This is a genomic window from Streptomyces sp. NPDC055506, from assembly GCF_053643595.1.
Genome location: NZ_JBSHKH010000081.1, coordinates 24624 through 36373, shown reverse-complemented (window position 1 = coordinate 36373; position 11750 = coordinate 24624). Strand labels below are relative to the sequence as shown.

The 11750-nt window shown below is 73.6% G+C and carries 11 protein-coding genes; 7 read left to right on the top strand and 4 right to left on the bottom strand.

Features of this window, described 5'->3' with window-relative positions:
- Positions 1-38: 38 nt before the first annotated feature.
- From ACWIF2_RS26820 to ACWIF2_RS26805, 4 genes are all read right to left on the bottom strand, one after another.
- Positions 39-1481, bottom strand: a complete 1443-nt coding sequence (locus tag ACWIF2_RS26820; RefSeq protein ID WP_454363237.1) for an NDP-hexose 2,3-dehydratase family protein — start codon at positions 1479-1481, stop codon at positions 39-41.
- On the bottom strand, positions 1478-2440 hold the full coding sequence (locus tag ACWIF2_RS26815) for an NAD-dependent epimerase/dehydratase family protein (RefSeq protein ID WP_454363236.1): 963 nt from the start codon (positions 2438-2440) through the stop codon (positions 1478-1480). The genes ACWIF2_RS26820 and ACWIF2_RS26815 overlap by 4 nt, the downstream gene beginning before the upstream one ends.
- A gap of 8 nt (positions 2441-2448) precedes the next feature.
- Positions 2449-3075 carry a dTDP-4-dehydrorhamnose 3,5-epimerase family protein gene (locus tag ACWIF2_RS26810; protein ID WP_454363235.1) on the bottom strand — a complete coding sequence of 209 codons (627 nt, stop codon included), beginning with the start codon at positions 3073-3075 and terminating at the stop codon, positions 2449-2451.
- 77 nt (positions 3076-3152) lie between these two features.
- On the bottom strand, positions 3153-4445 hold the full coding sequence (locus ACWIF2_RS26805; protein ID WP_399024623.1) for an activator-dependent family glycosyltransferase: 1293 nt from the start codon (positions 4443-4445) through the stop codon (positions 3153-3155).
- Positions 4446-4720: 275 nt separating this feature from the next.
- Between ACWIF2_RS26805 and ACWIF2_RS26800 the strand changes: the two genes are divergently transcribed.
- From ACWIF2_RS26800 to ACWIF2_RS26770, 7 genes are all read left to right on the top strand, one after another.
- Positions 4721-5284: a PadR family transcriptional regulator gene (locus ACWIF2_RS26800; RefSeq protein ID WP_184594712.1), complete on the top strand. Its 564-nt coding sequence runs from the start codon at positions 4721-4723 to the stop codon at positions 5282-5284.
- A gap of 114 nt (positions 5285-5398) precedes the next feature.
- Positions 5399-6688 carry a hypothetical protein gene (locus ACWIF2_RS26795; RefSeq protein WP_454363234.1) on the top strand — a complete coding sequence of 430 codons (1290 nt, stop codon included), beginning with the start codon at positions 5399-5401 and terminating at the stop codon, positions 6686-6688.
- A gap of 115 nt (positions 6689-6803) precedes the next feature.
- Positions 6804-7139 (top strand): antibiotic biosynthesis monooxygenase family protein, encoded by a 336-nt coding sequence (locus ACWIF2_RS26790; RefSeq protein WP_454363233.1) that lies wholly within the window; start codon positions 6804-6806, stop codon positions 7137-7139.
- The gene (locus ACWIF2_RS26785; RefSeq protein ID WP_454363232.1) at positions 7136-8404 is read left to right on the top strand and encodes a beta-ketoacyl-[acyl-carrier-protein] synthase family protein; all 1269 of its coding nucleotides are present in this window, start codon (positions 7136-7138) and stop codon (positions 8402-8404) included. The genes ACWIF2_RS26790 and ACWIF2_RS26785 overlap by 4 nt, the downstream gene beginning before the upstream one ends.
- Entirely contained in the window at positions 8401-9642 is a 1242-nt protein-coding gene (locus tag ACWIF2_RS26780; RefSeq protein WP_454363231.1) for a ketosynthase chain-length factor, read from the top strand. The genes ACWIF2_RS26785 and ACWIF2_RS26780 overlap by 4 nt, the downstream gene beginning before the upstream one ends.
- Entirely contained in the window at positions 9639-10673 is a 1035-nt protein-coding gene (locus ACWIF2_RS26775) for a ketoacyl-ACP synthase III family protein (RefSeq protein WP_454363230.1), read from the top strand. The genes ACWIF2_RS26780 and ACWIF2_RS26775 overlap by 4 nt, the downstream gene beginning before the upstream one ends.
- On the top strand, positions 10670-11650 hold the full coding sequence (locus ACWIF2_RS26770; RefSeq protein WP_454363229.1) for an acyltransferase domain-containing protein: 981 nt from the start codon (positions 10670-10672) through the stop codon (positions 11648-11650). Before ACWIF2_RS26775 ends, ACWIF2_RS26770 begins: the two co-directional genes overlap by 4 nt.
- Positions 11651-11750: the final 100 nt, after the last annotated feature.

Below are 11750 nucleotides of genomic sequence, written 5' to 3'. Positions count from 1 at the left end.
GACAGGCACCGGGACACGGCGTTTCAGGGTCCCTGCCGTCAGCCCGCGTGGTACAGGCTGTGCAGGCAGGCGATCAGGCTGCGCGCCTGGACGTTGACGTAGTGGCTGTGCCGCAGCAGGTCCGACAGCTGGTGCAGCGTCATCCAGCGGTGGTCGGGATGGTCGCGGGGCACGTCCTGGTCGGTCTCCACGATCAGGTAGCGGTTCAGCGCGTGGAAGAAGCGCCCGCCCTCCTCGGAGAGCACCGTGTCGAACCGGACGCGCTCCGCGGGAGCCCCCAGCACCTCGTCGAGGAAGGGCGGCGCGGTCCCGCCGGGCAGCTGCGCGTGGCTCTCCGCGACGCACTGCACGGTGGGGCCCAGCTCCACCACGTCCGCGAAGCCCGGCTCCACGCGCGCGTGCACGAGGACGTGCAGCACCCCCTCGAAACGCCGGACGAGGAAGGCGATGACGCCCTGTCCCACCGGTTCGATCATCGGCTGGCTCCACCGGTGGACCTCACGGCCGCCGGCGTCGACCTGGACCCCGATGACGTCGAAGAAGGCGCCCGCGTCGTGGCGGATGCGGTCGTCGGTGCGGCTCCAGTCGCGCAGCTCGCCGAGCGCGACCCGGCGGACCGCGATGTCGCTGCTGGTGCGCCGGTCGGTGATCCAGCCGAGGATCTCCGCCGCGCTGTGCACACTCACCGCCCCGGGATCGCCCGAGCGCAGCAGCGCCGACCCGAAGTCGTCCCTGTCGGGTTGCTCGACGTCCGGACCGGTGAACGGCAGGCACGACAGCACGGTCCGGGCGTCCATGTTGACCGTGTCCCGGCGCCCCAGCAGCTCATGGATCTGGCCGAGCGTCATCCAGCGGTACCCGTCGAGGGCCTCCACCGGCTCGGGGAGCTCGACGACCACGTTGCGGTTGCGCTTGCGGTAGAACCACGACCCCTGCTCGGACTGCCGTACGTCGGCGAGCACCCCGGGACGGCTGTGGATGTCCATGAAGTGCTCCAGATACGGCACCGCCCGCCCCTGGTGGACCCGGGTGTAGTTGCTCCGGGTCGCCTGGACGGTCGGGGAGAGCTGGAGCCCCTCGGCGTTGCCGGGCTCGACCTTCGCCTGCATCAGGCAGTGCAGCACCCCGTCGATCGGGGCGGTGAGAATGCCGAGGATGCCGATCTCGGGCTGGTTGATGATCGGCTGGGTCCACCGCGCCACCGGCGCGCCCGGGTTGCTGACCTCCAGCCCGTGCACGGTGAAGAACCGGCCCGTGTGGTGGCGCAGATCGCCGGTGCCGGGGTCGGTCTCCCAGCCCTCGAGGGCGTGCAGGGGGACCTTGTCGACATGGGTGTAGGCCCGCCGGCCGTAGTCGGCGAACCAGTCCGTGAAGTCGGAGAGATCGCCGAGGGGGCCGGTCCGCAGCCGGGCCGAATCGTCGATCCGCCGCTCGGCGGGATCTCGCGTCGCGGCGGAAGAGGGGGCAGGGGTGTCGCTCATGAGACCTCCAGGGAGGTGGTGTCCGCTGCCGCTTCCCACATCGCCCGGACGGACTCGCCGAGCGGGATCGTGGGCCGCCAGCCGAGCACCTGGGCGGCGAACCGGATGTCCGCGCAGGTCCAGCCGCCGCCCTTGCTGGCGACCTCGGCGGAGTTGAGCTTCACCGACGCGGCGTCCACGCCGGCCGCGTCGAACAGGGCGTCGACCAGGTCGCGCATCGGCACCGCCTCGCCGCGCCCGATGTTCACGACCAGGCCGGTGACGGGCGCGTGCACCGCGGCGACAGCCGCCCGGGCCAGATCCCGTACGTCGACGAAGTCCCGCCGGGCGTCGGCGACATCGAGGCCGAGCACGTCGCCGGGGCCGAGGGCGCGCAGCCGGGCCGTGACGGCACCGAGGAAGCTGGCCGTCGGGGTGTGCGGTCCGCAGACGTTGACCGCGCGCAGCACGACCCCGTCCACCCGGCCCGCCCGGGTCCGGTCGAGCAGATGCTCGGAGCCGGTGCGCTTGGTCAGCCCGTACGGGGTCAGCGGGCCGGGCTCGCGCTGTTCGTCGATGCGGACCCCGTCGGGCACGGGACCGTACTCGTGGATCGATCCCATCTGGACGATCCGCAGCCGCCGGGAGGTCGCGGCGCACCCTTCGACCAGGCGTTCCACGAGGTCGATGTGGGCGCTGCGCATCTCCTCGACGGTGGTGCCCCAGCCGCCGGTGGCGTTGATGACGGCGGTGACGCCGTGCCGGTCGAGGAGCGCCGCGAGCTCCTCCGGCGCGGCGGCGGCGACATCGAGGGGGACGAAGGCGTCCGCACGGGTGTACGGGGCCGGGTGCCGGGCCACCGCGAGCACCTGGTGCCCGGTCCGCAGCAGTTCGTCGCAGAGGCTGCGGCCGACGCATCCGGTGGAACCCAGCACGGCAACGGTCCCGGCGGCCGGCCCGCCCTGTGTGGTGGTGGACATCGCCGGGCTCAGCGCGTGGCGCCGATGCCGGAGGGCTGCCACAGGGCCTCCTCGACCGCCAGGGACTCGGCGTAGTCGGGCAGCACGCCCTGGGCCCGGGCCGAGGCGAAGGACAGCGCGGCGGCGTCCCGCTCCGACTGCACCGTGTCCAGGCCCGAGGGGAGCCGCACGCCCAGGTCCTTGTCGAAGACGTCGACGGCGAGCTCGTTCTCGGCCACGTACGGGCCCGTCAGCAGATACGACATGACGGTGTCGTCCTCGAGCGCGACGAAGGCGTGGCCGACGCCGACCGGGAAGTACGAGGCGCGGAAGTGGACCTGGTCCATCTCGACCGCGTCCCACTGCCGGAAGGTGGGCGAGCCGACCCGCAGGTCGACCACGATGTCGAGGGCCCGGCCGCGCGCGCAGTACACGTACTTCGCGGTGCCGGGCGGCGTGACGGTGAAGTGGATGCCGCGGATCGTGCCGCGCCGGGAGAGGCTGTGGTTGGTCTGCGCCACCGGGAAGTGCGGCCGCCCCAGGGCCTGCTGGAACGCGTCGAGCTGGAAGGGCGAGACGAACAGCCCGCGGTGGTCGCGGAACTGACGGGGGGTGAACTCGTAGGCCCCCTCGACCTTGAGCTTACGGATCTGCATCGCTTGGTTCACCGTCCGGGAGGTAGTCGGGTACGGCAGGGCCGGCGGCCCGGGCGTGTGCGGGTGCGGCGCGCCGGTCACCGGCGGCGGTGCTCGACGGCCAGGCGCTCCAGCGTGGGGACGACCTGCGCGGGGGCGGGGGCGGCGAGCGCCTCGCGCCGCAGGGCCTCGGCGTTGCGCTTGAAGACCGGTTCCTCGAGCAGGCGGACGAGCAGCTCGCGCAGTCCCTTCGCGCTGAGCTTGCCCGGCACGTAGAGCCCGGCCTGGCGCTCTTCCAGGTACCGGGACTTGTTGATGGTGTCCCAGACGCCGTCGACGACGATGAGCTGGGGCACGGCGTGGATCATCGCCGTGCCGAAGCTGCCGGACCCGCCGTGGTGGATCACCGCGTCGCAGGTCGGCAGCAGCGCGTCGAGCGGGACGAAGTCCACGGCCCGCACGTTGTCCGGCAGGGTGTCGAAGTCGGTGAGCTGCTTCTCGTTGAGCGTGGCGACGACCTCGACGTCGTCGAGCCCCGCGACGGCCTCCAGCAGGTCCCCGATGGAGGCCCGGTCGGCGCCGAGCACCTCGCGGTGCGCCACACCCAGGGTGATGCACACCCGGCGGCCCTTCTTCGGCGGCTCCTGGAGCCACTGCGGCACCGTGGACTGCCCGTTGTACGGCACGTACCGCATCGGCACGTAGTGCAGGTCCACCGGCAGCCGCATGGACGCCGGCAGCGGGCAGACGGTGAAGTCGCCCGTCACCGCGGCCTCCTCGAAGGAGGCGCCGTGCCGCTCCAGACTCCAGGTGAGCCACTCGCGCAGCGGGTCGTCCCGCAGCTCCGGCGGGCGCGCCGCGAGCTGCCCGAGGAACGTCTCGCGCATCAGGCCCGCCAGGTCGAGCCCGAACAGCAGCCGGCCGTGTGCCGTCCCGGTGGCCATGGCGGCGATCGCGCCCGCGAAGGTCATGGTGTCCCACAGGACCAGGTCCGGCTTCCAGGAGCGGCAGTGTTCCACCAGCTCGTCGACCATCTGGTCCGAGCAGCAGTTCTGGAAGACGACCGAGGTCATGGCCGTGAACACACCGAGTGTGTAGTCCGGCGTGAGCCGCTCCGGCCGGGTCTCGCTCATGTCGAGACCGACCTGCGCCTGGCTCTCCAGCTGGTCGACGTCCTGGCCGATGTTCTCCTGGGTCTCCTGCATCTGCTCGTCGAGATGCAGTTCCTCCCCGACACCGACGGCGGTCAGCCCCGTCTTGGTGATCTCGTCGGCGAGATCGGGATGACTGGCGATCCTGACGTCATGGCCCGCTGCCTTCAGGGCCCAGGCGAGTGTCACCTGGGCATGCATGTGCGACTTGGCGGCGAAGGTGGTGAAGAGTACCCGCATCCCAACCCCTGTTCCGGCGAACGACCCTTTGCGATGGGCCTCCACCCTCGGACCGTGACCTCGTACGGGAGTCGAGAGTCGTTGCAGCGGCGCTCGATCCGGGGCGTATCGCGCGCTACGTCCCTCCCGCGCTCGCGGAGAACAGCAGGTCATGTACTACCGTGGGATCAGCCGGCGGGGCCCGGCCTCAAGGGCCCGCTCATGGTGAAAGGCCCCTTCAAGGGCGGAGCACCGGTTGCCGGTCCGTGCCGTGAGGGAGATTCAGCAGGGAGACGATGTCTGCCACGAGATTGCTCGTCCTGGGGGTCGTGCGCATGCACGGCCGGGCGCACGGCTATCTGGTCCGTTCCGAACTGCTGTCCTGGGGTGCCGACGAATGGGCGCACATCAAGTTCGGCTCGATCTACCACGCGCTCCGGCAGCTGGCCAAGGACGGGCTGCTGAAGTCGACCGACATCCCGGACTGGCCGGGCCGGGTCGACTACGAGATCGCGCCGCCGGGCGACGAGGAGTTCTTCAGGCTGCTGCGTGACGCGCTGCGCCAGGGGAACAACCGGCCGGACATGCTGGGCGCGGCGCTCGTTCTGCTGCCCGCGCTCAGCCGCAAGGAGGCGATCGGTCTGCTGCGCGAGCGCATCGCGTCGCTCTCGGCCGAACAGTCTGAGCTGATCGCCAAGGTCGACGAGACGGCCGGCGAGCGGCCGCAGCGTGCCCACATCCGTGAGCTCCTCGGCCTCTGGGAGCACGGCGCCGCCAGTCAGGCCGCCTGGACCGAGGCGCTGATCGAGCGCCTGGAAGCGGGCGCCTACGTCATGGCGGGGGAGGAGAAGGGCGCCTGACGGGGAGCCCTTCCGGCCGTTGATCGGGACCGGGTGGAGGACGGCACGCGTCCCGTGATACTCAAGTTTGCATACCCAGCTGCCGGTCCCGAGAGGACGATCGCTGTGCCGATCATGCTGACCTCGGAAGACGTGGACGACGCCTTCGACGACGAGGCCTTCATGGAGGAGCGGTTCTCCGACGTACAGCGGCTGCTCCTCGGCCACGATCCGGCGCCCGGCCCCGACACCCTGGTCCTGCTCCCCGCCACGCGCTGCCGGCTGACCGTCGGACCGCACGCTTCCGGCCCCTTCGGCCGCTGCTTCGCCGTCCGGCTCGAACCCCGCGCGGACCTGTCCGCCGCGTGCGTGGAACTGCTGCTCGCCGATGACGGGTCCCTCCTCGGCCTCGTGGACGCCGGCGCCCTCGACGGCTGGCGCGGCGCCATCCCCGCCGGACTCGCCGCGCGGTACCTCGCCCCGCCGGCCCCCGCCACGCTCGGCCTCTTCGGCACCGGGGAGGCGGCCTGGTCCTGCCTGCTCGTCCTGCACCACGCGCTGCCCTCGCTCTCCGAGGTGCGTGTCGTCGGCCGGGAACCGGACCGGACCCGGGACTTCGCCGCCGCCGCGGCCCTGCGCACCGGCCTGCGGGTGCGGGTCTCCGAGGACGCCCGCGCCACCGCCGCCCGCGCCGACGTCGTCGCCACCACCGGCGGCCACCCGCCCGTCCGGGCCGAATGGCTCGCGGCCGGAGCGCTCCTGATCGACCAGACCGCCACGGTCGCCCCGGCCGCCTCGGGCGACCCCCGCGATCCGGTGATCGACTCTCGCCCCTCCGACGACGCGGCGGGTCCGGCTGCCCGGCCTCCCGGCAGGGGTCCGGCTGATGGCCGGTCCGGCATGGATCCGGCGGCGTGGCCACCTGGCAGGGGTCCGGTCGACGGCTGGTCCGGCACGGGTCCGGCTGCCCGGCCGCCCGGGGCGGGTCCGGCTGACGGCTGGTCCGGCATGGGTCCGGCTGCCTGGCCACCTGGCACGGGTCCGGTCGACGGCCGGTCCGGCACGGGTCCGGCTGCCCGGCCACCCGACACGGATCCGGCCGACGGCCCGTCCGGCACGGGCCCGGCTGCCCGGCCTCCCGAGACCGCCGCCGCGTCGGCCGTGCCGGCGGTCTCGGCGCCCGCTGTGCGGTACGTCAGCATCGCTCCCCTCGGCGGCCGCCCCGCGGGCACCCCGCAGGAGCCGCTCCCGCTCGCCGAGATCGTCGCGGGGCGGGCCCTGCCCCGGCGCACCGGCTCCGACATCGTCCACTACCAGGGCGGCGAGCTGGCTGGCTGGAGCGTCATCGCCGCCGTCGCCGGACTCGGCCACGCCTGGCGGCGGGACGTCGGCATCCCCGTGCGGCTGGGGCGCGGGGCCCCCTGACCGGGGGCGGGATCCAGCCGTCTTCTAGGGCGCCGCGAGGCACGCGCCGGAGGGTTTCAGTCTGACCTCGGCGTACGCGTCGCCGGACGCCCGGACGATGAGGAGCACCGATCCCATGTCAGCCGATCAGCCCGGCCCCGCCACCGGTGGCCCGGCCACCTTCGTGAACAGCTTCACGCTTCGCACCTCCCCGGAGGAGTTCGAGGACGTCTTCGCCCGCACGGCACGCTTCATGGAGCGCCAGCCCGGATTCCTCGGCTACACCCTCGTACGCCACCTGGAGAAGCCGCACAGCTACGTCAACATCGCCCGCTGGTCGGACGTCTCCGCCTTCCGGGCCGCCGTCGGCCAGGCCGACTTCCGGCCGCACGCCGAGGCGCTGCAAGCGATCAGCACCAGCAGCTCCAATCTCTATCTGGAGCGGCACAGCGCGATCGGGGAGGCCCGATGACCCGGCGGGTCGCGATCACCGGCATCGGCGTGGTGGCCCCCGGCGGCATCGGCACCAAGCAGTTCTGGCAGACCATCACCGGCGGCCGCACCGCCACCCGCACCATCAGCCTCTTCGACCCCGCCCCCTTCCGCTCCCGGATCGCCGCCGAGTGCGACTTCGACGCGGCGGAGCAGGGGCTGAGCGCCGAGGACGCCGAACGGCTCGACAGGGCGGCGCAGTTCGCCCTGGTCGCCCTGCGCGAGGCCGTCACCGACAGCGGCCTCGAGTCCGACCCGGAGACCGCCCACCGCACCGGCGTCAGCCTCGGCAGCGCGGTCGGCTGCACCCAGAAGCTCGAAGAGGAGTACCTGGCCCTCAGCGGCGGCGGACAGGAGTGGCTGGTCGACCACACCGCCGCGAGCGCCCATCTGTACGACCACTTCGTGCCCAGCTCGATGGCCGCCGAGCTCGCCTGGGAGGCCGGCGCCGAAGGCCCCTGCACCGTCGTCTCGGCCGGCTGCACCTCCGGCCTCGACTCGGTCGGGCACGCGGTCTCCCTCATCCGCGAGGGCCTGGCCGACGTGATGATCGCCGGGGCCACCGACGCCCCCATCTCCCCGATCACCGTGGCCTGCTTCGACGCCATCCGGGCCACCTCGCCCCGCAACGACGACCCGGCGACCGCGCTGCGCCCCTTCGACCGCACCCGCAACGGCTTCGTCCTCGGCGAGGGCGCCGCCGTCCTGGTCCTCGAGGAACTCACCGCGGCCCGGGCCCGGGGCGCCCATGTGTACGCCGAGATCGCCGGCTACGCCTCCCGCGGCAACGCGTACCACATGACCGGGCTGCGCACCGACGGACGCGAACTGGCGGCCGCCGTCGACGCCGCGCTCGACGAGGCCCGCCTCGGCCCGGACGCGCTCGGCTACGTCAACGCCCACGGCACCGCCACCAAGCAGAACGACGTGCACGAGACCGCCGCCCTCAAGCGCAGCCTCGGAGCCGCGGCCCACCGGGTCCCGGTCAGCTCCATCAAGTCGATGATCGGGCACTCGCTGGGCGCCATCGGCTCCATCGAGGTCGCCGCCACCGCGCTGGCCCTCGAACACGGCGTCATCCCGCCCACCGCGAACCTGACCGACCCCGACCCCGAACTCGACCTGGACTACGTCCCCCTGTACGCCAGGGAGCGCGACCTGTCGGCCGCGCTCACCGTGGGCAGCGGCTTCGGGGGCTTCCAGAGCGCCATGGTGCTGCGCCGGCCCGAGGGGCGGGCCGCATGACCCCGGTCGTGGTCACGGGCATCGGGGTGGTCGCCCCCACCGGCGTCGGACTCGACGCCTACTGGGCGGCGACGCTGCGCGGCGAGGACGGCATCCGGCGCGTCCAGGCGTTCGACCCCGCCCGCTATCCCACGCGGCACGCGGGCGAGGTGACCGGGTTCGAGGCGGGCGAGCACCTGCCCAGCCGGCTGATCCCGCAGACCGACCGCATGACCCAGTTCGCCCTGGCCGCGGCCGACTGGGCCGTCGCCGACGCCGGCATCGACCTCGACTCCGTGCCCTCGCTGGCACGCGGCGTCGTCACGGCCGGCGCCTCCGGCGGCTTCGGCTTCGGCCAGCGCGAACTGCAGCACCTGTGGGGCGAGTCCCCCAAGAAGGTCAGCGCCTACATGTCCTTCGCCTGGTTCTACGCCGTCAACACCGGCCAGATCTCCATCCGGCACGGCATGAACGGGCCGACCGGCGTCTTCGTCGGCGAGCAGGCCGGGGGCCTGGACGCCCTCGCCCACGCCGGACGCCAGATCCGCTCCGGCGCGCAGCTGATGATCTCCGGCGGCATGGACTGCTCCCTGTGCCCGTACGGCATGGCCGCCCAGCTGGCCGGCGGGCGGCTCACCGCCGACGCCTACCTGCCCTTCGACGACCGGGCCTCCGGTCATCTGCCCGGCGAGGGCGGCGCGCTGCTCACCCTGGAGAGCGCCGAGGGGGCCCGTGCCCGGGGGCGTCACCCTTACGGCGAGATCGCCGGTTTCGGCGCCACCTTCGACCCGCGCCCGGGGTCGGGGCGGCCCCCGACCCTGCGGCGGGCGATCGAGCAGGCGCTCGCCGACGCCGGAGCCGATCCGGGGGACATCGCCGTCGTTTTCGCCGACGGCGCGGGCGTGCCCGAACTCGACGCGGCCGAGGCGGAGGCGCTGACCGCGGTCTTCGGCGCGGGCGCAGTCCCGGTCACCGTGCCCAAGACGGCCACCGGCCGGCTCTACTCCGGCGCCGGTCCGCTGGACGTGGTGACCGCCCTGCTGACCCTGCGCGACGGCCTCGCCCCGCCCACGGTCAACGTCACCGAGGTCCCCGATACCTACGGCCTCGACCTAGTCCTCGGCGAGCCGCGGCCGGTCTACGGCACGGCGGCACTGGTCCTGGCCCGCGGCCACCACGGCTTCAACAGCGCCATGGTCGTACGGGCCCCCGCACCGGCCGAAGCGCTCGCGGGGTCGGGGCGGAAGGTGGCGGCGTGAACGGCGGCGAGCTGTACATCCGGGCGACCGGGACCTGGCTGCCGCCGGTCGAACGGGTCGCGGACGCGGTCGCGGACGGGCGGTGCGACGCCGCCGTCGCCCGCTCCACGCGGATGGAGTCGGTGACGGTCTCCGCGGGGGAGCCCGCTCCCGAGATGGCGGCCCGGGCCGCCCGGACCGCGCTGGAGCGGGCCGCAGCCGAACCGGGCGACATCGACCTGGTGCTGCACGCCAGCTTCTACTACCAGGGCTTCGACCTGTGGGCCCCTGCCTCCTACGTCCAGCGGACCGCCGTCGGCAACCAGTGCCCCGCGCTGGAGGTCCGGCAGGTCTCCAACGGCGGCATGGCGGCACTCGACCTGGCCTGGGCCTATCTGGCCGCCGACCCGGCCCGGGTCGCGGCCCTGGTGACCACCGGCGACCGTTTCTGCCCGCCGGGCTTCGACCGGTGGCGCAGCGACCCCGGAACCGTCTACGGCGACGGCGGCACCGCCCTCGTTCTCTCGCGGCACTCCGGTTTCGCCCGGGTCCGCAGCGTCGCGACCGTCTCCGCGCCCGACCTGGAGGGCATGCACCGCGGCGACGACCCCTTCGGCCCGGCCCCGTTCAGCCACCGCGAGGTCGTCGATCTGGAGGCGCACAAGCGGGACTTCCTGGCCGGGCACGGCGTGGCCCCGACCGTCGCCCGGGTCGCCGCCGCACAGGAGTCCGTCGTCAAGCAGGCGCTCGCCGACGCGGGGCTCGGCCTCGCGGACGTCGACCGGTTCGTGCTGCCGCACCTCGGCCACCGCAGGCTGCATGTCGCCTACTTCGCCAAGTTCGGCATCGACCCCGAGCGCAGCACCTGGTCCTGGAGCCGGACGATCGGGCACCTGGGCGCCGGGGACCCCTTCGCCGGACTCGACCACCTGGTCTCCGGCGGGGCGCTCGGGCCCGGTGACACGTGCCTGCTCTTCGGCGTCGGCGCCGGCTTCAGCTGGTCCTGCGCCGTCGTCGAGATCCTGAACACGCCTTCCTGGAGGGACCGATGAACGGCACCGCCCGACCGGTCGCCCTGCTGCTGCCCGGCCAGGGCTCGCAGCATCTGCGCATGGCCGCCGGACTCCTGGACGCCGAGCCCGTCTTCGCCGAGGCGATGGACGAGGCCCTGACCGCGCTGACGGACCTCGGCGGCCACAGCGCCGGGCTGCGCGAGGACTGGCTGGGGACGTCCGACACCGCGGTGATGGACCATGTCACGCGCTCCCAGCCGCTGCTGTTCGCGGTCGACTACGCCCTCGGGCGGCTCGTCCTCGACTGGGGCGTACGGCCCGTCGCCCTGCTCGGGCACAGCATCGGCGAGGTGGCGGCCGCGGTCCTCTCCGGCGTCTTCACGCTGCGGGACGCCGCCGCCCTGGTCCACGACCGCGTCGGACGGCTGGCACAGGCGCCGCCCGGCGGGATGGTCGCCGTCGCGGCCACCCAGGACGAGGTGGCGCCCTTCCTCACCGACGGCGTGGTCGTCGGCGCCGTCAACGCCCTGCGCCAGACGGTCCTCGCCGGCCTGGACGACCCGCTGCGCAGCGTCACGGCGGCACTCGCCGACGCCGGGTTCGTGCTCCAGCGCGTGCCGGCCTCCACGGCGTTCCACAGCCCGTCCCTGGCCCCGGCCATGCGCGGGGCGGGCGAGCGGATCGCCGCGCTCCCCGTCGCCGAGCCCCGCATCCCGGTGATGTCCGGGTACACGGCCCGGTTCCTGACCCCGGCGGAGACCAAGGACCCGGCCTTCTGGTCCCGTCACCCCGTCGCGCCGGTGCTCTTCTGGCCCGCCCTCGACGCGCTCCTCGCGGAAGGGGACCTGGTGCTCGTCGAGACCGGCCCGGGCCAGGGACTGTCCCAGCTGGCCCGCCGCCACCCGGCCGTGCGCTCCGGCCGCTCGTCCGTCGTCCCCCTGCTCCCGGCCCGCCCCGGCACGGCCGCCCAGGACGTGACCGCCGTACGCGCCGCTGCCGGGGTGCTCGGCGTGTAGCGCGTGTCGAGTGCCTTTGTAGGCACGCGGCCTAGCGTCGCCGATGGCGCTTCGCCCCTTCTTCTTCCCTCTTCACCCTTCTTCTCTCGAGGACGGTGTC

What these genes read in the sequence shown, in the direction of transcription:
- ACWIF2_RS26790 (WP_454363233.1), top strand. Translation starts at nt 6,804, where the DNA reads ATGTCAGCCGATCAGCCCGGCCCCGCCACCGGTGGCCCGGCCACCTTC.
- ACWIF2_RS26805 (WP_399024623.1), bottom strand. Translation starts at nt 4,445, where the DNA reads ATGCGGGTACTCTTCACCACCTTCGCCGCCAAGTCGCACATGCATGCC.
- ACWIF2_RS26800 (WP_184594712.1), top strand. Translation starts at nt 4,721, where the DNA reads ATGTCTGCCACGAGATTGCTCGTCCTGGGGGTCGTGCGCATGCACGGC.
- ACWIF2_RS26785 (WP_454363232.1), top strand. Translation starts at nt 7,136, where the DNA reads ATGACCCGGCGGGTCGCGATCACCGGCATCGGCGTGGTGGCCCCCGGC.
- ACWIF2_RS26820 (WP_454363237.1), bottom strand. Translation starts at nt 1,481, where the DNA reads ATGAGCGACACCCCTGCCCCCTCTTCCGCCGCGACGCGAGATCCCGCC.
- ACWIF2_RS26795 (WP_454363234.1), top strand. Translation starts at nt 5,399, where the DNA reads ATGCTGACCTCGGAAGACGTGGACGACGCCTTCGACGACGAGGCCTTC.
- ACWIF2_RS26770 (WP_454363229.1), top strand. Translation starts at nt 10,670, where the DNA reads ATGAACGGCACCGCCCGACCGGTCGCCCTGCTGCTGCCCGGCCAGGGC.
- ACWIF2_RS26810 (WP_454363235.1), bottom strand. Translation starts at nt 3,075, where the DNA reads ATGCAGATCCGTAAGCTCAAGGTCGAGGGGGCCTACGAGTTCACCCCC.
- ACWIF2_RS26780 (WP_454363231.1), top strand. Translation starts at nt 8,401, where the DNA reads ATGACCCCGGTCGTGGTCACGGGCATCGGGGTGGTCGCCCCCACCGGC.
- ACWIF2_RS26815 (WP_454363236.1), bottom strand. Translation starts at nt 2,440, where the DNA reads ATGTCCACCACCACACAGGGCGGGCCGGCCGCCGGGACCGTTGCCGTG.